Genomic DNA, 22,695 nt, shown 5'->3' with positions numbered 1-22,695 from the left:
GCGCGTAACGTGTCCCGCCATGAAGATCCTTGTCAGCGCCGACATGGAGGGGGCCACCGGCGTCACCTGGCCGGACGACGTCCTGCCGGGGCACGCCCAGTGGGAGCGGCACCGGCCGATGTTCACCGGTGACGTCAACGCGGCGATCGCCGGGTTCTTCGCCGGCGGTGCCGACGAGGTCCTGGTCAACGAGGCGCACTGGTCCATGCGGAACCTGCTGCTGGAACAGCTCGACGAGCGGGCCCGGCTGCTCACCGGGCGGCACAAGGCGCTGTCCATGGTCGAGGGCGTGCAGCACGGTGACGTGGACGGCGTCGCGTTCGTCGGCTACCACGCGGCGGCCGGGGCCGAGGGCGTGCTGGCCCACACCTACCTGGCGAACTCGCTCACCGGGGTGTGGGTGGACGGCAGGCGGGCCAGCGAGGGCCTCCTCAACGCGCTGGTGTGCGCCGAGTACGGCGTGCCCGTCGTCCTGGTGACCGGTGACGACAAGGCCTGCGAGGACGCCGGTGGGTACGCGCCGGGGGCGCGCACGGCCGCCGTCAAGGAGTACGTGTCGCGCTACGCGGCGGTGTGCCTGCCGCCCGCCCGCAGCGCCGCCGCCATCCGTGCGGCGGCCCGTGCGGCGGCGCCGCTCGCGGTGCGGCACGAGCCGGTCGTCACCGAGCACGAGGTGACGCTGGAGTTCGACGCCGAGCACCTGGCCGGTGCGGCCACCGTGGTGCCCGGCGTCCGGCAGACGGGGGAGCGCCGGGTCGGCTACGCCTCCCCGACCATGTACGAGGGCATCCGCTGCTTCAAGGCCGTGACGACGGTCGTGTCGGCGGCGGTGGAGGAGCAGTATGGCTGAGCGAGCGGCGTCCGGGGCGCACATCGACGAGCGGGCGCTGGATGAGGTGGTGGCCGCCACCGCCGACCTGATCCGCATGGACACCACCAACCGGGGCGGCGGCGAGGGCTGCGAACGGCCGGCGGCCGAGTACGTCGCGGAGCGGCTGGCCGACGCGGGCGTCGAGCCCCGACTGCTGGAGAAGGCCCCCGGCCGCACCAACGTCGTCGCCCGGATCCCCGGTACCGACCCCACGGCCGACGCCGTGCTCGTCCACGGCCATCTCGACGTCGTCCCCGCAGACGCCGCCGAGTGGTCGGTGCACCCGTTCTCCGGTGAGCTGCGCGACGGCTGCGTGTGGGGTCGCGGGGCCATCGACATGAAGAACATGGACGCCATGGCCCTGACCGTGGTCCGGGCGTGGGCCCGTGCGGGCGTCCGTCCGCGCCGGGACGTCGTGCTGGCCTTCACGGCGGACGAGGAGGACACCGCCGAGTACGGCGCCGGATACCTCGTCGAGCAGCACGCCGAGCTGTTCGACGGCTGCACCGAGGGGCTCAGCGAGTCGGGCGCGTTCACCTTCCACACCGACACCGGGCTGCGGCTCTACCCGGTCGGCGCGGGGGAGCGCGGTACGGCGTGGCTGCGGCTGACCGCCCAGGGCCGTGCCGGTCACGGTTCGAAGATCCACCCCGACAACGCCGTGACGCGGCTGGCCGCCGCCGTGACGCGGATCGGCGAGCACACCTGGCCGGTCCACCTGACGCCGACCGTGCGGGCGGCCCTGCGGCGCCTGGCGGAGCTGCACGAGGTCGACGCCACCGGACTGGACGGCCCGGACGCCGCCGGCGCCGCCGAGGAGCTGCTGGGCACGCTCGGGTCCGCCGCCGACCTGATCCGGCCGGTCCTGCGCAACAGCAGCAACCCCACGATGCTCGACGCCGGATACAAGGTGAACGTCATCCCCGGCCGCGCGGGCGCGCACGTCGACGGGCGGATGCTGCCGGGCGCCGAGGAGGACTTCGTCCGCACCCTCGACGCGCTGACCGGTGACGGCGTCGACTGGGAGTTCCAGCACCGCGAGATCCCGTTGCAGGCGCCCGTCGACAACGCCACGTTCGCGGCCCTGTGCGAGGCGCTGGAACACTTCGACCCCGGCGCGCACGCCGTCCCGTGGTGCCTGACCGGCGGCACGGACGCCAAGCAGTTCTCCCGCCTCGGGATCGACGGCTACGGTTTCTCGCCGCTGCGGCTGCCGCCCGGCTTCGACTACGGGGCGCTCTTCCACGGGGTGGACGAGCGGGTCCCCGTCGACGCCCTGCACTTCGGGGTGCGGGCCCTGGACCGCGCCCTGCTGTCCCTCTAGCTCCCCCGGCCGCCTCGCACCCGCCCGCCCGAGACCGCAGCAACCGTCAGGAGACGCACCGGTGACGGCTTCGCAGACCCTCCCCCACGGCACGTGGCCCACGCCGATCGACGCCGCGCTGGTGGCCGCGCACGACGGCCGGCCCGAGTACCTGGGCGCCGTCGGCGGCGAGTTGTGGTGGACGGCACCCCGGCCCGAGGAGGGCGGGCGCCGCGCGCTGATGCGGCTGCGCGCCCCGGGCGGGGCGGCGTCCGAGGCCGCCCCCGAGGAGCCGGAGTCCGTGCTTCCGGAGCCGTGGAACGTGCGGAACCGGGTGATGGAGTACGGCGGTCTGCCCTGGGCCGGAGCGCCCCGGGACCACGGCGGTCCGCTGCTGGTCTTCACCCACCAGGGCGACCAGCGGATGTACGCCGTGGAGCCCGACGTACCCGGTGCGGCGCCACGCCCGCTCACGCCGGTCTCCGGGGTGGGTGGCGGCCTGCGCTGGGCCGACCCGGTGGTGCGCCCGGAGCGGGGCGAGGTCTGGTGCGTCCTGGAGGAGTTCACCGGGGAGCGGCCCACCGACGTGCGCCGCGTGCTGGCCGCCGTGCCGCTCGACGGCTCCGCCGCCGAGGACCGGAGCCGGGTCAGGGAGCTGAGCGGCGACGGGACGGCCGCCGGCGGCGGTGACTTCGTCACCGGTCCGCGCGTCTCGCCCGACGGGCGGCACGTGGCGTGGCTCACCTGGAACCACCCGCGGATGCCCTGGGACGGCACCGAGCTGCGGCTGGCCGAACTGACGGGGGACGGTGTGCCGGGGGCGGCCCGCACGGTCCTGGGCGGGCCCGAGGAGTCCGTCGCGCAGGTGGAGTGGGCCGCCGACGGCTCGCTGCTCGCGGTGACGGACGCCTCCGGCTGGTGGAACCTGCACCGCGTCGACCCCGGCGGCGGCCCGGCCGTCAACCTCTGCCCGCGCGAGGAGGAGTTCGGCGACGCGCTGTGGCGCGTCGGGCAGCGTTGGTTCGCGCCCCTGGAGGACGGGACGGTGGCCGTGCTGCACGGCCGGGGCGCGAAGCGGCTCGGCCTGCTCGACCCGCGCACCGGCTCGGTCGTGGACGCCACCGGGCCGTGGACCGAGTGGTCCGCCGCCCTCGCCGTGGACGGCACCCGGGTCGTGGGCATCGCCGCCGGCCCGCACACCGCCCACGAGATCGTCGAACTCGACACGGCCACCGGGCACAGCACGGTCATCGCCGCACACCACACCGATCCCGTGGATCCGGCGTACTACCCGGTCCCCGTCCCGCGCACCGTCACCGCCCAGGGACGTGAGGTCCACGCGCAGATCTACCCGCCCCGCAACCCCCGGGTCCGGGGCCCGCAGGACTCCGCGCCGCCGTACGTGATCTGGGCGCACGGCGGGCCGACCGGCCGCGCCCCCCTCGTCCTGGACCTGGAGATCGCCTACTTCACCTCACGCGGCATCGGCGTCGCGGAGGTCAACTACGGCGGCTCCACCGGCTACGGGCGCGCGTACCGGGAGCGGCTGCGCGGCCGGTGGGGCGTGGTGGACGTCGAGGACTGCGCGGCGGTGGCCCGGGCGCTGGCCGAGGAGGGCAGTGCCGACCGGGAGCGGCTCGCGATCCGGGGCGGCAGCGCCGGCGGTTGGACGACGGCGGTCTCCCTCACCTCCGCGGCCACCGCCGACGTCTACGCCTGCGGCACCATCAGCTACCCGATCCTCGAACCGGAGAGCTGGTCGGGGGACGCCACGCACGACTTCGAGTCGCGGTACCTCGAAGGGCTCATCGGCCACCCCGGCCGGGACGCCGAGCGGTACCGCGGGCGTTCGCCCGCCCGCAACGCCGCCCGGCTGACGGTCCCGTTCCTGCTGCTCCAGGGGCTCGACGACGTCATCTGCCCGCCCGAGCAGTGCGAACGCTTTCTCGCCGCGCTGGCCGAGGCGGACGGTGAGCCGGTCCCGCACACCTACCTGACGTTCGCGGGCGAGGGCCACGGCTTCCGCCGGGCCGAGACCATCGTGCGGGCGGTGGAGGCGGAACTGGAGCTGTACCGGAGCACGTTCCACGGCCGCTGAACCGAGCGGACCGGGCCCGCCCACCGCTACGTCCGCTGCGGTGGGCGGGCGTGTGCGGCCGGACGCCACCGAACCGGCGCGGCCGGGGCCGGAGGTGAGGTCAGCGGGCGTAGACGCGTTCGGTGAAGTGGGCGATCTGGTCCTCGCTGAGGTGCTGGGCCAGGTCGGCCTCGCTGATCATGCCCACCAGCCGCTTGTTCTCGATGACGGGGAGCCGCCGGATCTGGTGGCCCTCCATCTCGTCCAGGACCTCGGTCACGTCCGCCGAGGAGTCGATCCAGCGGGGCGTGCCGTGGCACAGCGCCTCGCACGTCACGCGGGACGGGTCGTGGCCGCGTGCCACGCATTCGACCACGATGTCGCGGTCGGTGATGATGCCGCAGAGCCGCTCGTCGGCGTCGCTCACGGGCAGGGCGCCCACATCGAGCTCCCGCATGAGCTGGGCGGCGCGGTCGAGGGTCTCGTGCGCGGGAATCCACTGCGCACCCGGATGCATGATGTCTTTCGCCGTGGTCATGAGGTACCTCCACGTCGAGCCGGTGCCGCACGGGGGCCGTACGACAGCAGCCATCCTGCGCCCCGGCCGGGGCCCCGGCAACCGCAGGGCGGCGGGCCCGGGACGCCCGCCGCGTGAGCGGGTTCCGGGCCGGGACGGGTGGGTTTCGGACATTGCGCGGCCGGTTCGCGTGATCTTGGTTCCGGCGGGAGGACGCGTGCCTATGCTTCTACACCGTTGTAGAGGCCCGCGTTCGGTGCGGGCCCGAGTCACGTGTGGAGGCGATGTCCGTGGCGTCGATCGACCTGGGCAAGGTGCTGGACAAGGCGTGGGCCGAGAAGGAGCTCGACGAGATTCTCGACGCTCCCGTGGCCGCGCTCAAGGGGGTCTCGGACCGGGACGGGGAGCTGCTTCAGGAAGCCTTCAACGTCAAGACCGTGCGCGACCTGGCCGAGCTCAAGTACGTCCGCTGGGCGCAGGCGCTCGCGGCGCTCGACGTGGCCAAGTGAGCTTCGGGGGCCGCCCCGTGCGGGTGGCCCCCTCGGCTTCTCCCGGAGTCGGGGGCCGGGCTCAGACCCGGCAGAGAACCTGCCCGTGCAGCACGCTGAACCAGGCGTCGGGGTGCGCGCCCCACGCCCGCCAGGCCGCCGCGATCTCCGCCAGCCGCTCCGCCGTGGCGTGCCCGCCCTCCACCGCGAGCCGCGCGTACCGGGACTCCACGGTGCGGTCCGCCCACAGCGCGCTCCACCACGCCCGGTCCTCGGCGGTGGCGAAGCACCACACGTCGGCGGAGGGTGTGATCTCCGTGAACCCGGCCGCGCGGGCCCAGGCCAACAACCGCCGTCCCGCGTCGGGCTCGCCGCCGCCCGCCCGCGCGACCCGGCCGTACAGCTCCTGCCAGGCGTCCAGAGCGGGGGAGGCCGGGTACCACGTCATGGCGTCGTAGTCGGCGTCGCGGACGGCGACGACCCCGCCGGGACGGCAGACGCGGCGCATCTCGCGCAACGCCCGCACCGGGTCGCCGACGTGCTGGAGCACCTGGTGGGCGTGCACGACGTCGAAGCTGTCGTCCGCGAAGTCCAGCGCGTGGACGTCACCCGTGGTGAACACCACGTTCGACACACCGTGCTCCCGCGCCGCGGCCCGCGCGGCGGTCAGCACGTCCGCGGCCTGTTCGAGCCCGGTGACGGTCCCGGGCGCCACCCGCGCGGCCAGGCCGGCGGTGATGGTGCCCGGGCCGCATCCGACGTCGAGCACGGAACTGCCCGGGCGCAGCAGGGGGAGCAGGTAAGCGGCCGAGTTCTCGACGGTGCGCCAGCGGTGCGAGCGCAGGACGGACTCGTGGTGGCCGTGGGTGTACACGGCGGTCTCTTCCGGCATGGCCGCCACCCTAGAGCGTCGTCCGTATGACGAGAACTATCGTCTCGCATCGCGGACTTGAGTGGGTCGACGCGTCCGGGCGGCGGCGCCCGGACCGGCCCCTCAGCCGCCCTCCGTCTCGCCCTCGGCGTACGGCCAGCGCAGGACGGCTCCGAAGCCGCCGGCCGGCTCGTCGGCGACGTTCGCGCCCGTCCCCTCCGGGTCCATCAGCGGCCGGACGGACAGCACCTCCGCGCCCGTGGCCGCGGCGGCCCGCAGCAGCGCGTCGTCGGCCCGGGCCGAGAGGGGCTCACCGGTGCCGAGGATCTTCGCGTCCGTGCGGCGCACCGCGATCTGCTCCGGCTCCCGGCCGACCCACACCTCCCGGCCGAGGTCCGGCCCTCCGGTCCGCACCAGCAACTGCGCGATCCGGTGCTCCCGGACCGCCTCCACCAGGGCGGGTACGCCCTCGGCGGCGTCCGTCCGGCCGCCGTCGCCCTGGCCGCGTCCGGCGCGGAAGCGGTCGAGCACCTCCGCGGTGTGCCGTTCGGCGTGGGTCCTGCGGATCTCGGCCAGCTCCTGGTCCAGCAGGTGTTCACCGGCCCTGGCACTGCTGCCCGGGTGGCGGGTGCCGTGCTCGGCGAGGACGGTCACCTCGCGCAGCGGCTCCGGCAGCCGGTCGCGCACCGCCACGCACTCGCGCTGCTCCCCGGCGAGGACCACGACCTCGGCACCGGTCCGCTCCCGGTGTTCGGCCAGCGCCTCGGCGACGACAGCCGCGTTGCGCTCCCAGGTGTTCTCCACCGCGTTCTGAAAGTGCCGTTCGGACCAGTCGGCGCTCCCGGTGCGGTGCAGCGGCCAGTCCTCGCCCTCGGCGCCGCCCGCGGGCGCGCTGCTCAGCGGTCCGCGCAGCTCGAAGTCCGCGCCCTGCCGGTCGATCCGGGCCAGCAGGCACACCGGCTCCGTCGCGGCCAGGTCGACCAGCGGCGCGGCGTGCGGCAGCGGTGCCCAGCTGACGTCCACGCGGCTCTCCGGCGTCGTGGACAGCGGCCGGTCGAGGACGACCCGCCCCTCGGTCGCGAAAACCGCGCGTCCCGGCGGATTGGCGCCGTCCGGGACCGTCCGCAGGGCCTCGTACACCGCGCGGCACGTGGCGTCGTCCGCGCCCTGACCGCCCAGCGCCTCGCGGGCCTCGCGGGCCAGCAGCTCCTGCCGGGCGGCCGCGTCCTCGGTGCCGCCGGCCGTCGCGACGTAGGCGCTGGCCCACGGGCCCGAGCGGTCGTAGAGCGGGCTGAGGAATGCGAGATTCATGAAGTACGTCTCCCGGGTAGGGGGTTGTGCGGTGGTCAGGTGAGCCGGGGCAGGACCTCGGTGCGGTAGAAGTCGAAGAACCCCCGCACGTCGGAACCGAGCTGGCTCGTGAAGACCCGGTCGAAGCCCGCCTCGGCACCGCTGCGCAGCGAGGCGATGTGGGCTTCGGGGTCCGGACCGCAGGGGATCGGGGACCGTGCCACCTGCGCCTCCGTCACCAGCTCGGCCGCCTGCTCGAAGTGGGCCGGTGTCGGCAGGACCTGTCCCAGCTCACCGGGGAGGAACAGGTTGGGCCAGCGGCGATGCACCGTGCGCACCGCCTCGTCGCGGCTGCGGTCGTAGGCCGCCTTGAGCCCGGTGAAGGTCGGGGCCTGCCCGCCCTGCCGTCCCCCTCCGGCGTGGTGGAACCGCCGCACGGACTCCTCCTGCGGGCCCGCGCAGACGAAGCCGTCGCCGATCCGGGCGGCCAGTTCGATGGCGGCCGGGCCGAAACCGGAGACGTCGATCGGCACCGGCTCCTCCGGCAGGTCGTAGAGCCGGGCGTTCTCGACGGTGTAGTGACGGCCGTAATGGGTGACCCGCTCTCCCGTGTGGAGCCTGCGCATCACCTCCACCGCCTCCTCCAGCATCTCCAGCCGGACGGCGGCGGGCGGCCAGCGCTCACCGGTGACGTGCTCGTTCAGCGCCTCGCCGCTGCCCACGCCGAACCGGAAGCGGCCGTCCAGCTGGACGGCCGCGGTCGCCGCCGCGTGCGCGGCCACCACCGGGTGCACGCGCACGGTGGGGCAGGTGACCGCCGTCTGCACCGGCAGGGACGTGACCTGCGACAGCGCGCCGATCACCGACCACACGAAGGGGCTGTGACCCTGTGCGTCCGTCCACGGGTGGAAGTGGTCCGAGATCCACAGCGCCGTGAACCCCGCGTCCTCCGCCATTCTCGCCTGCTCCACCAGGGCCTTCGGCCCGTGGTCCTCGCAGGCGAGGAAGTACCCGTACTCGGTCATCACCCGTTCACCCACCATGTCGTCGCAAGATCGCGAACAGAGTCCGGGTACCGCGTGAAGGGAGTGAAAAACCTTGTTTCGTCCCCGCAGTCAGGGGTAATCGCCCCGTCGTGCTTCGGACCGTAGGCACATCCTTGGGAGCGTCACGACCGCCGCCCGGGTGCCCACTGGTCCGGTGGCGTGTCCCTCCCGTGCCCCGCAGTACGACCCCGCTTGGGAGAGACCCGCATGACCCTCGCAGCACCGCGCAACCGCAGCACACGCCATCCGCACGACGACGCCCCCGACACGGCCGAGCGCTTCCGCCGGCTGGCCGGCCTCCCGGAGGGGCTCGAACGCGAGGAGCTGAGCCAGGAGATCGTCCGCGCCTGGATGCCCATGGCCCGGCGACTGGCCCGCCAGTTCCGCAACCGCGGCGAATCGCTGGAGGACCTGGAACAGGTGGCCGCCCTCGGTCTGGTGAAGGCGGTGGGCCGGTACGACCCGGCGCACGGCAGCGCCTTCGAGAGCTTCGCCGTCCCGACGATCGTCGGTGAGATCAAGCGCCACTTCCGCGACCACACCTGGGGCCTGCACGTACCCCGCCGGGTGCAGGAACTCCGCAACCGGGTCCGCACCGCGCACCGTCAGCTCAACACCGGGCTCGACACCCACGCCCCCAGCGTCAGCCGCGTCGCCGAGCACACCGGGCTCACCGAGGAGGAGGTGCGCGCGGGCTCCGAAGCGATGGAGAGCTACAGCACGCTCTCCCTCGACGCGGAGACGCCCAGCTCCGACGACGGCTTCTCCCTCATGGACGCCCTCGGCACGCGCGAGAGCGGCTACGACCTCGTCCTCGCCCGCGAGGCGGTCAAACCCTCCCTGCGCCGGCTGTCCGAGCGTGAACGCCACATCCTCTACATGCGCTTCTTCTGCGACATGACGCAGAGCCGCATAGCCGAGCACCTCGGCATCTCCCAGATGCACGTCTCACGGCTGCTGAACCGCACCTGCGACCGCCTGCACGCGGACGTCGAGCGGTCGGCGGTCCGCCTCCGGAACTGACCACCGCCCCGGCGCCGCGCGGCGGCGCCGGGGAACTGCGATCGTGGAGTAAGGAGCGGCAGCGGAGGGCACGGATGCGCGAAGAGGGCGGGAGCCCGAACCTCAGGGTCGCCGCCTGCGGCTACTGGCGGCGGCGCGGCCTGCCCACCGAAACCGCACAGGTGGTGCCGGCGCGCAGCGCCGACCTGCTGCTCCTCGCCCTGCTGGCCGCGACGCCGGACCGTGTCTACGTGCCCGCGCCCGGTCCCGTCCGGCACCTGGCGCAGGCCCTGCTGCTCGGCCGCGCGCCGCACCGGTTGCCGACGCCCGCCGAGTGCGGCGGTGTGCCCGATCCGTTCGCCCTGCTGGAGGCCGTGCGCCGGGACCGGGCGGCGGGCCTGCGCCCCGGTGTCCTGCTGCTCTCCGTCGTCGACGACCCCACCGGGACCGTGCCGCCGCCGGAGCTGCTGCACGAGGTGTGCGAGGCGGCGGCTGGGGAGGGCCTGGTCATCGTCAGTGACGAGAGCCTGCGCGACACCTCGCACGACCCGCACGCCACCGTGATCGTCTCCCCGGCGGAGATCCTGCACCCGAACGGAGCCGACGCCGAGGACGTCGTCGTCCTCACCGACCCCCGTGCCGCGCCGTTGCCCGGGGCGGAGGGGGCGGAGGGGCCGGGCGCGGCGCTGGCCCGGTTCCCCGCCACCGCGCGCGGGGAGGCCCGGGCCGGGGCCGTCCGGCACGTGCTGGACGCGCTGGACGCGCACGCGGGCGACGCGCGGGCCGTGGCGCGGGCGCTGGAGGAGCCGGTGGAGCTGCGGGCCGAAGCGGAAGCGGCCGCCCGCGCCGCAGGGCGCCACACCGGGGCGCTGAGCCGGGCGGTGGCGGCCGCGGGTGGGGTGTGCCGGCCACCGCAGGCCGGGCGGCACGTCTACGCGGATCTTGAGCCCCTGCGCCCGCAGCTGGCCGCGCGCGGTGCCACGGACGCCGCTACCTTGGAGGCCGCGCTCGTCGTGCGGCTCGGCACCGGAGTGCTGGGCGGCCACCGCTTCGGGGACCGTCCGGGCGCCCTGCACGTCCGGCTGACCGCCGCCGCACCGGCCGCCCCGGCACCGGAACACCGGGACGGGCACGAGGCGTTGGCGAGGGTGGAAGCCGCCCTGGCCGACCTGACGGGCCACTCATCCACGGGGAGTCGACGATGACGGAACAGCACGAGGACACCGGCTCGTCGCGGCCCGCCGCGCCGCCGCGCCCCGCCGGTGAGCGGCGCGGCCGTCGGCCGCGAAGCTTCGCCGACCGGCTCACCGAGCCGCTGCCCGGCACCGGGGCCGTGCTGCGCGCCGGCCTCACGGGCCGCTTCCGGCCGCGCGCGGAGGACGTGCGGGCGCAGGTGCCCCGGCTGCCGGTGGAGCCCGGCCCGCTGCCCGAGGCCGGCCCGCGGACGGTCGCGGTGACCTGGGCCGGACATGCCAGCTGGGTCGTGAGCATCGCCGGGCTCACCGTGCTGACGGACCCGGTGTGGTCCCGGAGGATCCTCGGCACACCCGAACGGGTCACCCCGGTGGGCGTGGCCTGGGAGGCGCTGCCGCCCGTCGACGCCGTCGTCATCTCGCACAACCACTACGACCACCTCGACGCGGCGACGCTGGCGCGGCTGCCGCGCGGGACCCCGCTGTTCGTCCCGGCCGGGCTGGCCCGCTGGTGCGCACGCCGCCGGTTCACCCGGGTGACGGAACTGGACTGGTGGGAGGCGGCCGAGCTCCCCGCGCCGGGCGGCGGAAGCGTCCGGCTGGACTTCGTCCCCGCCCACCACTGGTCGAAGCGCGGGCTGCTGGACACCTGCCGCTCGCTGTGGGGCGGGTGGATGCTCACCGCGCCGGACGGCCGCCGGGTGCACTTCGCGGGGGACACCGGGTACGGGCACTGGTTCGCCGAGATCGGCCGCCGGTACCCCGGCATCGACCTCGCGCTGCTGCCCATCGGCGCCTACGCGCCGCGCTCCCTGTTGCGGTCGGTGCACACCGATCCCCGGGAGGCGGTACGGGCCTGCCGCGACCTCGGCGCGGCCCGGATGGCCCCGATGCACTGGGCGACGTTCCTGCTGTCGAGCGAGCCGCCCCTGGAGCCGCTGATCCGGGTCCGCGAGGAGTGGGCGGCGGACGGGCGTCCGCCCGAGGACCTCTGGACACTCCCCGTGGGGGGCTCCCGCACCCTGCCCTGAACCGTCGGCCGGCGGCGTGAGGCCGTCACTCCCGTCGGCCCGCCGTCCGTCCGTGAATCCGCCCGTGGAGAGGAACGCCATCATGCCCGCACCCGAGCACCTCAGCGACGCCGCACTGTCGACCGCACTCGCCGACCTGCCCGGCTGGCGGCACGAGCGCCATCGGCTGACCCGCACCTACCGCCTGCCCGGCCATCTGCCGGCCGCCGCCCTGGTCATGCACATCGCCGCACTCCACGAGGAGCTGGACCACCACTCCGACGTGGCGCTCGGCTACGACACCGTCGGCGTCGCGGTGAACACCCACAGCGTCGGCGGTCGCGTCACGGAGCTGGACACGCGACTGGCCCGCCGGATCGAGGAGATCGCGGCGGGCCATGGTGCGCGCTGAGCCGTGCCCTGACGGGCGCTTACGTCAGCCGGTCACCAGCGTGAGACCGTAGGAGTTCAGGATCTCGTTGATCGGCTGGTGGTACGTGGTGCCGCCGGAGGAGCAGTTGCCCGAGCCGCCGGACGTCACGCCCTGGGCCTGGCTGCCGGAGATGTACGAGCCGCCGGAGTCACCCGGTTCGGCGCAGACGCTCGTGCGGACCAGACCGTAGACGGTGCCCTGCGGGTACCGGACGGTGGAGTTGTACTGCTGGACGTAGCCGCAGTGCCAGCCGGTCGTCGAGCCGGAGCGGCAGATGGACGAACCGACGGGGGCCTGGTTCGAACCGGCCACGCGGTAGCTGCTGCCACGCACGTACGGCGTCGGGTTCCAGTTGCTGTTCACAGCCACCCAGGCCATGTCGTTGCCGGGGAACGAGGACCCCTGGAAGGTGCCCTGCGAGGCCCCGTTGTAGCCGGAGGTGGACGTGCCGTACCGACCGCAGTGCCCGGCGGTCGCGAAGCCCGGGGTGGACCCGCGGCGCACGGAGAAGCCGACCGAGCAGCGGCCGCCGCTGCCCATGTAGTAGGCGTCGCCGCCCACGATGTCGTACAGCGGCCGGGGCTGCTCGTCGGAGCGCACGACCTTGACGGCGTCGCGGTCCGCGCCGCTCGCGGCGACGAACTTCTTGGCGGCGGCCGTGTCCTCGGCGTGCACGACGACGCTGTTGGAGCGGGTGTCGACGTACCACACGGCGGCGTCGGCGGCGTTCTTCTTGTCGCCCTTCGCGGCCCGGTCCAGCTTCGCCCGGACCGACTCCAGCTCGGCCAGGCTGTGCTCGACGACCTCGGCTCTCGCGCCGGCCCGCTCGATCGCGGCGGCCTGGCCGCGGTCGGCGGTCGCGACGACCAGTTCGGCGGTGGGGCCCGTCACCCACGCGCCGCTGAACTCGTCGCCGAGTGCCTTCTCCAGCCGGGGGGCGAGCGTGCTCGCCTCGGCCTCGTTCGCGACCCGCGTCTTGGCCTGGGCCTGGGTGAGGCCGAGGTCGCGTTCCATGGCCTTCAGCATGCCGGCGGGCAGCTGGGCGGCGGTGTCGGCCTTGGGGGCCTCGGCCGCTCCCGCGGTGGCGGGGAGCGTCGAGATGCCCAGTGCGGCGATCGCCACGGCGGCGCCCGCGATCACACGTGTCCTGTGGAGCATGGGGGTTCTCCTCAGTGTTTGGGGGGTGCGCTGAAGAAGTTAGCCCCGGAACCACCAGGTCGTGTACCTGCCAAAGAACACCTCTTACGGTGTGATGGAGGCCACCTCCTGTTTCCGACCCGTCAACCACCCAGGTGGAAATGGGGGTTGGCCTCCAGCCAGCGGCTGTAGCGCGGGCTGCGGGCGGCCGCGTCCCGGTGCGCCGCGCGCGCGTGCACGACGACGGCGGGTGCCGCCTCGGCCGCCGGGGAGTTGCGGTCGTGGCCGATCAGGTGACGCCAGCTCAGCGGCGTCCCGGCCAGGGGCACCGTCACCACGCCGGGTGTCGGGGGGAACGTCGCCCGGCACAGTCCGACGGCCCGCCCCACCTGGACCAGGTGCACACAGGCCGCGATGTCCGTCTCGAAGAGGGAGACGGGGGTGAACCCCGCCTGGGTGCAGGCGGCGGTGAAGCAGTCGGTGAAGCAGCCGCTCCCCGGGGCCGCGACCCACCGTTCCTGGGCGAGCTTGCCCAGCTCCAGCTCCTCCTCGTCCGCGCACGGATGGTCCTCGGCCAGCATCACGAAGACCGGGTCGCGCCCGACGAACTGCCACTCCAACCGCCCGGTCGCCGGGGGCGTACCGTCCCCGCACACGCCGACCAGAGCGAAGTCGAGCCGGGCCTGCGCCACCATGTCGGCCAGTTCGGTCACCGACCAGGCCGTGCAGGTGCTCACCGGAGCCGTGGGGTGGGCACCGGCCAGACGGTCCACCAGGCCGCCCAGCAGCGGCCCGTGGGTGCCGCCGATCCGGAAGCGCGGAGCCGAGCCCCAGGAGCGGGCGAACCGACGCGCGTCCTCCTCCAGTTGACGCATCGCGGGCAGCAGGACGCGCGAGCGGTCCAGAACGAGCTCGCCGAGCGGCGTCGGATGGGCGCCGGTGCGGTCGCGGACGAACAAAGCCCCGCCGAGGGCGCGTTCGATCCGCTTGAGCTGTCCGCTCAGCGCGGACTGTGCGAGGCCGAGCGCGGTGGCCGCACGGGTGAGGCTCCCCGCGTCGGCTATCGCGCGGATCACCTTCAGGTGCCGTAGCTCCAGGTCCATGAGTCCTCTTCTCGCGGACCGCGCTGTCCGGGCGCTCGGTGGGCGGCCGGTGAGCGGTCCGGTGTGGGGGGTGAGGCCCGTGCGTGAACTCGTCGCACACGCCCTGCGGGTGAAATTACGGCCCGCTCCACGATGCGGCAAGGTGCTTCCATGGCGCGGCCGGGTGGAGACACGGCGATGCCGCCGCCCGGGCCGGTCGGGCGGCGGCATCGGTCGAGGGGATCAGGACTGCGGCATCAGCACCTCGTCCACGATGTAGACCGTGGCGTTGGAGGTCTGCACGTTGCCGCACACGACGTTGGAGCTGTCGTTGACCTGGTACTCCTCACCGGAGCCCGAGGTCTTCACCTCCTGCTCGGCCAGCGTCTTGAAGGTGCCGTTCTCCAGGTCGGCGGGCTCCAGGCGCTCACCGACGACGTGGTAGGTCAGCACCTGCGTCAGCTGCTCCTTGTCGGCCAGCAGCGCGTTCAGGTCCTCCTCGGGGATCTCGGCGAAGGCGTCGTTGGTCGGCGCGAAGACCGTGATGTCCTCCGCGCTGTTGAGCGTGTCGACCAGTCCGGCCTCCGTGACGGCGGTCACCAGGGTGGACAGGGCCGGGTTGTTGGAGGCGGCGGTGGCGACCGGGTCCTGGGCCATCCCGTCGAAGCTGCCCTCGCCGTCCTCCGGGACGGCGGCGCAGCCGGGACCGAACGGCTCGGCCGTCATGGCGTCCTCGGTTGCGTCCGAGTCCTCGGTGCCCTCGGTGTCATCGGTGGGCTCGCTGGTCTCCTCCTGCGCGGCGGCGGTGGAGTCGTCGCTCGCGGAGTCACCGTCGGAGCCGCAGGCGGTGATGGCCAGCGGGAGGACGGCGGCGGCGACGACGGCCACGGCGGAACGACGGACGCGACGGAAGCTGTTCATGGTGACTCTCTCCAGTAGGTCGCGGGTCTCGGACGAGACCCTCTTTCGGGGGCGAAGGAATCTGGTCGTAAAGGGATGAAGCGGTCTTCGAGGGGCAAGCCGGGGGCGGGCCCCGGACCCCGGGGGCGGTGGAATCAGTCGACGGTGACCACCACCGAGTGATGTCCGGACGCCCCGTCGGGGACGGTCCCGGTGCGGCGGGCCGTCTGGACGCGCCCGTCACCGTCGGTGGCGCGCACCTCCAGCCGGTGCCGGCCCGGCGTGGCGGGCCACTGCCACACCCACTGGCGCCAGGTGTCGTCGGTGGCGACGGGCGCCAGCTCGGCACGCTGCCAGGGGCCTTCGTCCACCCGCACCTCGACGCGGGCCACCCCGCGCGTCTGTGCCCAGGCGACCCCGGCCACCGGCACCGTGCCCGCCGGTACCGAGGCGAGCGGACGCGGGGTGTCGATACGCGACTGGGTCTTGATGGGCGCCTGCGCCGCCCAGTCCCGCTTGACCCAGTAGGCGTCGTAGTCGGCGAACGTGGTGAGCTCCAGCTCGCGCAGCCACTTGCACGCGGACACGTACCCGTACAGCCCCGGCACGACCATGCGCACCGGGAAGCCGTGGTCGAACGGCAGCGGCTCGCCGTTCATGCCGACGGCCAGGAGGGCGTCGCGGCCGTCGAGGACGGTCTCGACCGGCGTGCCGATCGTCATGCCCTCCACCGAGCGGGCCACCAGCTGGTCGGCGGGCCCGCCGACCGACGGCGCCCGTACGCCCGCCTCCCGCAGCACGTCCGCGAGCCGGACGCCGATCCACCGGGCGTTGCCGACGTAGGGGCCGCCGACCTGGTTGGAGACGCAGGTGAGGGTGATGTCCCGCTCGACCAGCTCCCGCCCGAGCAGGTCGTCGAAGGTGAGCGTGAGCGGGGTGCGCACGCCCGCGCCGTGGAGGCGCAGGGTCCACCGCGTGGCGTCCACCCGGGGCACCCGGAGGGCCGTGTCGATGCGGTAGAACGCGTCGTTCGGTGTGCGGAACGGTGCGACGTCCCGGATGCCGAGGTCCGCACCGGCGGGTTGCGCCGGGGCCGCCACGTCCGGAGCGGGCAGTGACACAGCGGTACGGGACGCGGCCGCCTCGGCCCCACTGGAGCTGTTCAGGCGCCGACCCAGAGCGCCCGCGCCCGCCGAGGCGGCCGCCGCCACGGACGCGGCGAGGACGAATCCCCGCCGGTCGAACCCCTGGTCCGCGCCCGGAGCGACGACGGAGCCGCCGCCGTTCGGCAGCCCGCCGTCCGTCGGTGGTGGTGTGTCGGCCGGTGCGGTGGTCAGTCGTCCCGCCAGCAGGTACAGCACCCCTGCCCCGACCACGGACCCGACCACCGGGGGCAGCACGTCGCCCGTCTCGGCGGCCGGGCGGCTCAGCGCGGCCAGTACGCCGACCACGCCGAACACCAGCACGCCCGCCGAGGCGATCCGCCGGTGACGCAGGCCGAGCACGCCGAGGCCCATGGCGAACAGCGCGACGAAGACCAGCACGCCGCGCCGCAGCCACGTCTTGTTGTCCGGGCCGAGCGTCTGGACCGCCCACTCCTTGACCGCCTGCGGCGTCGCGTCGATGACCGAGCCACCGATGACGGTGAGCGGAGCGGACTCCGGCCGGACGGCCGCGGACACCAGCTCTGCGGCGCCCAGGGCGGACGCGGCGGCCAGCAGGCCGCTGAGCGCGCCGAGCGCCGACAGGCGGAGGCGTCGTGCCGAGTTCGTCTTCACATCCCGCATTCGGGCCCCGCCGCCCGGCGGATTGGTACGACCTTCGATCGAGTGAAATCCGCCCGGCGGTGCGGCGTGTCGGCTGCGACCGCGTTCCAGGAATGATCCACGCCGGACCAATCCGCCCGGCCGTCGGCACCGAATGCCCCTCGACGCCCCGGCCCGCGCGACGCGGGCGCGCATCCGTGGGGCCCAGGGAGGGAAGTGGCATGCCAGGCGAACGACGGCGCACCGCGGTCATCGGCAGCGGGGTCGCGGGACTCACGGCGGGATACGTGTTGAGCCAGGCGCACGAGGTCACGCTCTACGAGGCCGACGTCCGGCTCGGCGGCCACGCCCACACCCACGAGGTCACCGACCCCGACGGCACCACGCACGCCGTCGACTCCGGGTTCATCGTGCACAACCGGCGCACCTACCCCCACCTCCTGCGCCTGTTCGACGTGTTGGGCGTCGAGACGCAGGAGTCCGAGATGAGCATGTCGGTGCGGTGCGAGGGATGCGGACTGGAGTACGCCGGAGCGCTCGGCCCGCGCGGCCTGTTCGCCGACCCCCGCAACGCCCTGCGCCCCGCCTACCTGCGGCTGCTCACCGAGGTGCCCGTCTTCCACCGGCGCGCCCGCGCCCTCCTGGCCACGCCCGAGGGCGAGGCCGAACCCACACTCGGCCAGTTCCTCGCCCACGCGCGGTTCTCCCGCTACTTCGTCACCCACTTCATGACGCCGGTGGTCTCGGCGGTCTGGTCCTGCGCGGCCGACACCGCGCTGCGCTACCCCGCCCGGTACCTGTTCCGGTTCCTGGACCACCACGGGATGCTCTCGGTCACCGGTTCGCCCACCTGGCGGACGGTCACCGGCGGTTCCCGCGCCTACGTCGACCGCGTGGCCAAACAGATCCCCGTCGTCCGCACCGGCACACCGGTGCGCAGCGTGCGCCGGCACGCCGAGGGGGCGGACGTCGTCACGGCGGACGGCGGTGCGGAGCGCTACGACGCGGTCGTCGTCGCCGTCCACCCCGACCAGGCGCTGCGGCTGCTGGCCGACCCGACCGAGGACGAACGCCGGGTCCTCGGGGCGTTCCGCTACTCCCGCAACGCCACCCAGCTGCACACCGACGACTCCCTCCTGCCCCGCCGCCCCGGCGCCCGGGCCTCCTGGAACTACCTGATGCCCGCCTGCGACTCCGGCGCGGACGCCGTGCGGGTCAGCTACGACATGAACCGGCTGCAACGGCTGCCCGCCACCCGGCCGCACGTCGTCACCCTCGGCGGGGCCGACCGCGTGGACCCGGCGAAGGTGCTGGCCGAGATGGTCTACGAGCACCCCGTCTACACCCCCGAGTCCGTGGCGGCCCAGCGCGAACTGCCCGCTCTCAGCGGCCCGGTCACCGCCTACGCCGGCGCCCACCACGGCTGGGGGTTCCACGAGGACGGCTGCCGCTCCGGGGTGGAGGCCGCCCGCGCCCTGGGGGTGGAGTGGTGAGCGTGCCCGCGCTCTACCCCAGCGAGGTGGTGCACGTCCGCAACCGGCCGCTGCGGCACACGTTGCGGCACCGCACCTACCTGTGGCTCATCGACGTCGACCACCCGCCGCGGCTGCCCCGGCCGCTGCGCCCGCTGGCCCGCTTCGACGCCCGCGACCACTTCGCCGGCACCGCGTCCTCCCTGCGGGAGGGGCTCGCCCGCTACCTGGCCGCCCACGACGTGCGCCTCGGCGACGGCCGGGCGGTGATGCTGGCCCACGCCCGCGTGCTCGGCCACGTCTTCAACCCGCTGACGCTCTACTGGTGCACCCCCGAGGACGGCTCCGGCCCCTGCGTGGTGGCCGAGGTGCACAACACCTACGGCGAGCGGCACTGCTACCTGCTGAGGCCGGGGGAGGCCGGACGGGTCAGCGTGGCCAAGGAGTTCTACGTCTCGCCGTTCTTCCCGGTCGACGGCGGCTACCGGATGCGGCTGCCCGAACCCGGCGAGCGGCTCGACCTGACCGTCCACCTCGAACGGGACGGCGCCCGCCCGTTCACCGCCACCGTGCGGGGCCGGCGCCGACCCGCCGGCGTCCGCGAGCTGCTCCGGGCGGCGCTGCGCCACCCGTGGTCGACCCTCGCCGTCTCCGCCGCCATCCGGCTGCACGGCGTCCGCCTGTACCTGCGCGGCCTGCCCGTGCTTCCCCGTCCCCGTCACCAGGCCCAGGAGGGTGTGGAGTGAACGTGTCCGCAGTTGCCCGAGCCACCGCGATCGATCCCGTGCGGTGGCCTGACGTGGCGGAGGTGCCACGCGTCTCCCCGGCGCGGGTGCTGATCGCCGAGCGGCTGGTCCGCCGGGCCCTGTCCCGTCTGCCCCTGCGGGTCCGGCGGCCCGACGGCCCGGACGTCGGTCTCGGCGGCCCGCTGCTCGAACTGCGCGACCCCCGCGCGTTCCACCGGCGCGTCGCGGCCCACGGCCTCATCGGCTTCGGGGAGTCCTACATGGCCGGGGAGTGGGAGGCCGAGGACCTCGTCGGCGTCCTGACCGTCCTCGCCGCCCACATCGCCGAGCTCGTGCCCGCACCCCTCCAGCGCCTGCGCGCCCTGTGGGCCGGCCGCCAGCCGACGTCCCAGCGCAACACCCCGGACGGCTCGCGCGAGAACATCCACCGCCACTACGACCTGTCCAACGACCTCTTCGGGCTCTTCCTCGACGAGACGCTGTCCTACTCGGCGGCCCTCTTCCGGGGCTTCCCGGCCTCCTTCGACACACTCCCCGCCGCCCAGCACCGCAAGATCGACCAGCTCCTCGACCTCGCGGGCGTCGGCCCCGGCACGCGGCTGCTGGAGATCGGCACCGGCTGGGGCGAGCTGGCCCTGCGGGCCGCGTCCCGGGGGGCGACCGTCGTCAGCGTCACCCTCTCGGCCGAGCAGCGCGAGCTGGCCCAGCGGCGCATCGCGGCGGCCGGGCACGCCGACGCGGTCACCGTCCTGCTCGCCGACTACCGCGAGGTCACCGGACGGTACGACGCCGTGGTGAGCGTCGAGATGATCGAGGCGGTGGGGGCCGAGTTCTGGCCCACCTACTTCCGGACGTTGGAGAGGCTGACCGTGCCCGGCGGCCGGATCGCCGTCCAGGCCATCACCATGCCCCACGACCGCATGCTGGCCACCCGGAACACCTACACCTGGATACAGAAGTACATCTTCCCGGGCGGCTTCCTGCCCTCCACCACCGCGGTGCGGGAGGTGACCGCCGCCCACACCGCCCTGCGCCTGGACCGGTGCGACGCCTTCGGCCCGCACTACGCCGAGACGCTGCGCCTGTGGCGGGAGCGCTTCACCGAACGCGCCGACGAGGTCGACGCGCTCGGTTTCGACGCCACGTTCCGGCGCATGTGGACCTTCTACCTCGCCTACTCCGAGGCCGGGTTCCGCTCCGGCTACCTCGATGTCCACCACCTGCTGCTGACCACCCCGCCCGCGCACGACCCGCAGGAGATCCCCTCGTGACCACCGGTGCCGCCACGCGGCTCAGCGACCTCGCGGCCCAGTTCCTCGGCGGTCCGCTGCCCGTGCGGCTGCGGACCTGGGACGGCGACGAGGCCGGCCCCACCGACGCCCCCGTCGTCGTCCTCACCTCCCGGCGCGCCCTGCGCCGGCTGTTGTGGCAGCCCGGCGAACTCGGCCTGGCCGAGGCCTACATCACCGGCGACCTCGACGTCGAGGGCGACCTCGGCGACGGCCTGCGCCACGTCTGGCGGGCCGTGCGCGAACGGGGACTGCACCCGCCCCGGTTGCGCCCCGGCGACCTGCGGGCGAGCGCCGCACTCCTGGGGGACGCCGCCCGAACGGCCGTCCGCCTGGGGGTACCCGGCCCCCGGCCCGCGTCCCCGGCCGAACAGGCCCGGCTGTCCGGCGCGCTGCACAGCAAGCGGCGCGACCGCGCGGCCATCAGCCACCACTACGACCTGTCCAACGCCTTCTACGAACTGCTGCTCGACCCGTCCATGGCCTACTCGTGCGGATACTGGACCTCCCCGCCCGACACGGAGGGCTACGGTCTGGCCGACGCCCAGCGGGACAAGCTGGAGCTGATCTGCCGCAAGCTGGACCTCCGTCCCGGCATGCGGCTGCTCGACGTCGGCTGCGGCTGGGGTTCGCTCAGCCTCTACGCGGCCGAACACCGGGGTGTGCGGGTGACGTCGGTGACGCTCGCCGCCGAGCAGGCCGCCTTCGTCCGGGCCCGCGCCGCCGAACGCGGCCTGGCCGACCGGGTCGACGTCCAGCTGTGCGACTACCGGGACATCGACGGCGGCGGGTTCGACGCCGCCGTCAGCATCGAGATGGGGGAGCACGTCGGCGACGCGCAGTACCCGGAGTTCGCCGCGATGCTGCGGCGCATGCTCCGCCCCCGGGGCCGCGTCCTGGTGCAGCAGATGTCCCGGGGCGCGACCGCACCGGGCGGCGGCGCCTTCATCGAGACCTACATCGCGCCGGACATGCACATGCGCCCCCTCGGCCAGACCGTGTCCCTGCTGGAGGACGCCGGGCTGGAGGTGCGCGACACGCAGTCGCTGCGGGAGGACTACGTCCACACCGTCCAGGCGTGGCACCGCACGCTGGAGGAACGCTGGGACGACGTCGTCGCCCTGGTCGGCCTGCGCACCGCGCGGGTGTGGCGGCTCTACCTCGTCGGCGGGGCCCTCGCCTTCGAGGAGCGCCGCATGGGCGTCGACCAGATCCTCGGCGTCCGCCCCGGCCCCGACGGGGACAGCGGCATGACCGGCACGCCGCGCGCGTGGCACACCGACGAAGGGACGACGCCGTGAACGGCTTCCCCTGGGGCGACTTCGCCCTCAACCTGGCCTTCGCGGCGGGCAGCGCGCTCGCCGTCATGCTCGTCACCTTCGCCGTGGCCGTCGTCCGGGGGATGCACCGCATCGTGGACGTGGCGTGGGGGCTCGGCTTCGTCGCCGTGGCCCTGACCGGATACGTCCTCTCCAGCGGGCAGGGTGACGACGGCCGTCGGCTGCTCGTCACCGTCCTCACCGCCGTGTGGGGGCTGCGGCTGGCCGGACACATCGCCCTGCGCGGCCGGGGCAGGGGCGAGGACCCGCGCTACGACCGGATGCTGTCCAAGGCCCCGCCCGGCACCAGCCGCAACGCCTACGCCTTCCGCATGGTGTACCTGCTGCAGGGCGGGCTGGTCTGGCTGGTGTCCCTGCCGGTGCAGGCGGCCCTCTACGTGCCCTCCGGGCTCGGCCCCCTGGCGGTGCTCGCGGTCGTGGTGTGGCTGACGGGCCTGTTCTTCGAGGCCGTGGGCGACCGGCAACTCGCCCGCTTCACCTCCGACCCCGCGAACAAGGGCCGCATCATGGACCGCGGTCTGTGGAGCTGGACCCGCCACCCGAACTACTTCGGGGACTTCTGCGTCTGGTGGGGCCTGTACCTGCTGGCCGCCCCCGGGGGCTGGGCGGTGGCCGCCGCGACGCTCGTCTCCCCGGTGGTGATGAGCCTGCTGCTGACCAAGGGCAGCGGCAAGCGGCTGCTGGAGGCCCACATGGCCGAGCGCCCCGGCTACGCCGAGTACGCGGCCCGCACGAGCGGCTTCTTCCCGCTGCCACCCCGTGGGAGGCGGTGACGGGACGACTGACGCGACGACGAAGCGCCGTGGCCCCGCGTCCCGGGTGGACGCGGGGCCACGGCGCGTGGACGGTGCCGTCGGACCGT

21 protein-coding genes are annotated in these 22,695 nt (G+C 74.3%); 13 read left to right on the top strand and 8 right to left on the bottom strand.

Translation table 11 applies throughout. The annotated features are described in order from the left end of the window. Nucleotides 1–19: 19 nt before the first annotated feature. The 3 genes from V6D49_RS02380 to V6D49_RS02370 all read left to right on the top strand — a co-directional run bounded on the left by V6D49_RS02380 (nt 20) and on the right by V6D49_RS02370 (nt 4,272). Nucleotides 20–850 carry a M55 family metallopeptidase gene (locus tag V6D49_RS02380; protein ID WP_340556648.1) on the top strand — a complete coding sequence of 277 codons (831 nt, stop codon included), beginning with the start codon at nt 20–22 and terminating at the stop codon, nt 848–850. After that, entirely contained in the window at nt 843–2,195 is a 1,353-nt protein-coding gene (locus tag V6D49_RS02375; RefSeq protein ID WP_340556646.1) for a M20/M25/M40 family metallo-hydrolase, read from the top strand. The genes V6D49_RS02380 and V6D49_RS02375 overlap by 8 nt, the downstream gene beginning before the upstream one ends. A 61-nt stretch (nt 2,196–2,256) precedes the next feature. Beyond that, on the top strand, nt 2,257–4,272 hold the full coding sequence (locus V6D49_RS02370) for a prolyl oligopeptidase family serine peptidase (protein ID WP_340556644.1): 2,016 nt from the start codon (nt 2,257–2,259) through the stop codon (nt 4,270–4,272). Between the two features lie 100 nt (nt 4,273–4,372). Here the strand turns inward: V6D49_RS02370 and V6D49_RS02365 are convergent, their stop codons facing one another. Then, a complete protein-coding gene (locus V6D49_RS02365; RefSeq protein ID WP_340556643.1) occupies nt 4,373–4,789 on the bottom strand; it encodes a CBS domain-containing protein in 417 nt (138 codons plus the stop codon). A gap of 269 nt (nt 4,790–5,058) precedes the next feature. Between V6D49_RS02365 and V6D49_RS02360 the strand changes: the two genes are divergently transcribed. After that, on the top strand, nt 5,059–5,277 hold the full coding sequence (locus V6D49_RS02360) for a hypothetical protein (RefSeq protein ID WP_340556641.1): 219 nt from the start codon (nt 5,059–5,061) through the stop codon (nt 5,275–5,277). 61 nt (nt 5,278–5,338) lie between these two features. On the opposite strand, the gene V6D49_RS02355 is transcribed toward V6D49_RS02360, so the two are convergent. The 3 genes from V6D49_RS02355 to V6D49_RS02345 form a co-directional block, all read right to left on the bottom strand. Beyond that, nucleotides 5,339–6,148 carry a methyltransferase domain-containing protein gene (locus tag V6D49_RS02355; protein ID WP_340556640.1) on the bottom strand — a complete coding sequence of 270 codons (810 nt, stop codon included), beginning with the start codon at nt 6,146–6,148 and terminating at the stop codon, nt 5,339–5,341. 102 nt (nt 6,149–6,250) lie between these two features. Next, complete coding sequence (locus tag V6D49_RS02350) at nt 6,251–7,438, bottom strand: baeRF2 domain-containing protein (RefSeq protein WP_340556638.1); 1,188 nt, start codon at nt 7,436–7,438, stop codon at nt 6,251–6,253. 35 nt (nt 7,439–7,473) lie between these two features. Next, on the bottom strand, nt 7,474–8,442 hold the full coding sequence (locus tag V6D49_RS02345; RefSeq protein ID WP_340556636.1) for a TIGR03557 family F420-dependent LLM class oxidoreductase: 969 nt from the start codon (nt 8,440–8,442) through the stop codon (nt 7,474–7,476). 228 nt (nt 8,443–8,670) lie between these two features. On the opposite strand from V6D49_RS02345, the gene V6D49_RS02340 reads away from it, so the two are divergent. From V6D49_RS02340 to V6D49_RS02325, 4 genes are all read left to right on the top strand, one after another. Then, entirely contained in the window at nt 8,671–9,486 is an 816-nt protein-coding gene (locus V6D49_RS02340; protein WP_340556634.1) for a SigB/SigF/SigG family RNA polymerase sigma factor, read from the top strand. Between the two features lie 74 nt (nt 9,487–9,560). After that, entirely contained in the window at nt 9,561–10,670 is a 1,110-nt protein-coding gene (locus V6D49_RS02335; RefSeq protein WP_445330452.1) for an aminotransferase class I/II-fold pyridoxal phosphate-dependent enzyme, read from the top strand. Beyond that, entirely contained in the window at nt 10,667–11,689 is a 1,023-nt protein-coding gene (locus V6D49_RS02330) for an MBL fold metallo-hydrolase (protein WP_340556633.1), read from the top strand. Before V6D49_RS02335 ends, V6D49_RS02330 begins: the two co-directional genes overlap by 4 nt. 82 nt (nt 11,690–11,771) lie before the next feature. Further along, the gene (locus V6D49_RS02325) at nt 11,772–12,080 is read left to right on the top strand and encodes a 4a-hydroxytetrahydrobiopterin dehydratase (protein WP_340556631.1); all 309 of its coding nucleotides are present in this window, start codon (nt 11,772–11,774) and stop codon (nt 12,078–12,080) included. 24 nt (nt 12,081–12,104) lie between these two features. On the opposite strand, the gene V6D49_RS02320 is transcribed toward V6D49_RS02325, so the two are convergent. The 4 genes from V6D49_RS02320 to V6D49_RS02305 form a co-directional block, all read right to left on the bottom strand. Beyond that, on the bottom strand, nt 12,105–13,259 hold the full coding sequence (locus V6D49_RS02320) for a S1 family peptidase (protein ID WP_340556629.1): 1,155 nt from the start codon (nt 13,257–13,259) through the stop codon (nt 12,105–12,107). A 122-nt stretch (nt 13,260–13,381) separates the two neighbouring features. After that, the gene (locus V6D49_RS02315) at nt 13,382–14,341 is read right to left on the bottom strand and encodes a LysR family transcriptional regulator (RefSeq protein WP_340556627.1); all 960 of its coding nucleotides are present in this window, start codon (nt 14,339–14,341) and stop codon (nt 13,382–13,384) included. Nucleotides 14,342–14,563: 222 nt separating this feature from the next. Then, nucleotides 14,564–15,241 carry a fasciclin domain-containing protein gene (locus V6D49_RS02310; RefSeq protein WP_340556625.1) on the bottom strand — a complete coding sequence of 226 codons (678 nt, stop codon included), beginning with the start codon at nt 15,239–15,241 and terminating at the stop codon, nt 14,564–14,566. 134 nt (nt 15,242–15,375) lie between these two features. After that, complete coding sequence (locus tag V6D49_RS02305; protein WP_340556623.1) at nt 15,376–17,007, bottom strand: molybdopterin-dependent oxidoreductase; 1,632 nt, start codon at nt 17,005–17,007, stop codon at nt 15,376–15,378. A 200-nt stretch (nt 17,008–17,207) separates the two neighbouring features. Between V6D49_RS02305 and V6D49_RS02300 the strand changes: the two genes are divergently transcribed. From V6D49_RS02300 to V6D49_RS02280, 5 genes are read left to right on the top strand one after another with little or no spacing between them, the layout of a single operon-like run. After that, nucleotides 17,208–18,479, top strand: coding sequence for an NAD(P)/FAD-dependent oxidoreductase (locus V6D49_RS02300; RefSeq protein WP_340556621.1), 1,272 nt, complete (start codon nt 17,208–17,210; stop codon nt 18,477–18,479). A 2-nt stretch (nt 18,480–18,481) separates the two neighbouring features. Continuing rightward, nucleotides 18,482–19,204, top strand: a complete 723-nt coding sequence (locus V6D49_RS02295) for a DUF1365 domain-containing protein (RefSeq protein WP_340563630.1) — start codon at nt 18,482–18,484, stop codon at nt 19,202–19,204. Next, nucleotides 19,201–20,475 carry a cyclopropane-fatty-acyl-phospholipid synthase family protein gene (locus tag V6D49_RS02290; RefSeq protein WP_340556620.1) on the top strand — a complete coding sequence of 425 codons (1,275 nt, stop codon included), beginning with the start codon at nt 19,201–19,203 and terminating at the stop codon, nt 20,473–20,475. Before V6D49_RS02295 ends, V6D49_RS02290 begins: the two co-directional genes overlap by 4 nt. Continuing rightward, the gene (locus tag V6D49_RS02285) at nt 20,472–21,794 is read left to right on the top strand and encodes a cyclopropane-fatty-acyl-phospholipid synthase family protein (RefSeq protein WP_340556618.1); all 1,323 of its coding nucleotides are present in this window, start codon (nt 20,472–20,474) and stop codon (nt 21,792–21,794) included. Before V6D49_RS02290 ends, V6D49_RS02285 begins: the two co-directional genes overlap by 4 nt. Further along, on the top strand, nt 21,791–22,606 hold the full coding sequence (locus tag V6D49_RS02280) for a DUF1295 domain-containing protein (RefSeq protein WP_340556616.1): 816 nt from the start codon (nt 21,791–21,793) through the stop codon (nt 22,604–22,606). Before V6D49_RS02285 ends, V6D49_RS02280 begins: the two co-directional genes overlap by 4 nt. Nucleotides 22,607–22,695 lie beyond the last annotated feature (89 nt).

Source organism: Streptomyces sp. GSL17-111, assembly GCF_037911585.1.
GTDB lineage: Bacteria > Actinomycetota > Actinomycetes > Streptomycetales > Streptomycetaceae > Streptomyces.
Note: the sequence above shows the minus strand (reverse complement) of the source record. Positions and strands in the feature narration are given on the sequence as shown.

Bases quoted from the DNA above. Each gene is read 5' to 3' on its own strand.
- V6D49_RS02380 (WP_340556648.1), top strand. From the start codon at position 20: ATGAAGATCCTTGTCAGCGCCGACATGGAGGGGGCCACCGGCGTCACC.
- V6D49_RS02375 (WP_340556646.1), top strand. From the start codon at position 843: ATGGCTGAGCGAGCGGCGTCCGGGGCGCACATCGACGAGCGGGCGCTG.
- V6D49_RS02365 (WP_340556643.1), bottom strand. From the start codon at position 4,789: ATGACCACGGCGAAAGACATCATGCATCCGGGTGCGCAGTGGATTCCC.
- V6D49_RS02355 (WP_340556640.1), bottom strand. From the start codon at position 6,148: ATGCCGGAAGAGACCGCCGTGTACACCCACGGCCACCACGAGTCCGTC.
- V6D49_RS02350 (WP_340556638.1), bottom strand. From the start codon at position 7,438: ATGAATCTCGCATTCCTCAGCCCGCTCTACGACCGCTCGGGCCCGTGG.
- V6D49_RS02345 (WP_340556636.1), bottom strand. From the start codon at position 8,442: ATGACCGAGTACGGGTACTTCCTCGCCTGCGAGGACCACGGGCCGAAG.
- V6D49_RS02340 (WP_340556634.1), top strand. From the start codon at position 8,671: ATGACCCTCGCAGCACCGCGCAACCGCAGCACACGCCATCCGCACGAC.
- V6D49_RS02335 (WP_445330452.1), top strand. From the start codon at position 9,561: ATGCGCGAAGAGGGCGGGAGCCCGAACCTCAGGGTCGCCGCCTGCGGC.
- V6D49_RS02330 (WP_340556633.1), top strand. From the start codon at position 10,667: ATGACGGAACAGCACGAGGACACCGGCTCGTCGCGGCCCGCCGCGCCG.
- V6D49_RS02325 (WP_340556631.1), top strand. From the start codon at position 11,772: ATGCCCGCACCCGAGCACCTCAGCGACGCCGCACTGTCGACCGCACTC.
- V6D49_RS02320 (WP_340556629.1), bottom strand. From the start codon at position 13,259: ATGCTCCACAGGACACGTGTGATCGCGGGCGCCGCCGTGGCGATCGCC.
- V6D49_RS02315 (WP_340556627.1), bottom strand. From the start codon at position 14,341: ATGGACCTGGAGCTACGGCACCTGAAGGTGATCCGCGCGATAGCCGAC.
- V6D49_RS02310 (WP_340556625.1), bottom strand. From the start codon at position 15,241: ATGAACAGCTTCCGTCGCGTCCGTCGTTCCGCCGTGGCCGTCGTCGCC.
- V6D49_RS02305 (WP_340556623.1), bottom strand. From the start codon at position 17,007: ATGCGGGATGTGAAGACGAACTCGGCACGACGCCTCCGCCTGTCGGCG.
- V6D49_RS02300 (WP_340556621.1), top strand. From the start codon at position 17,208: ATGCCAGGCGAACGACGGCGCACCGCGGTCATCGGCAGCGGGGTCGCG.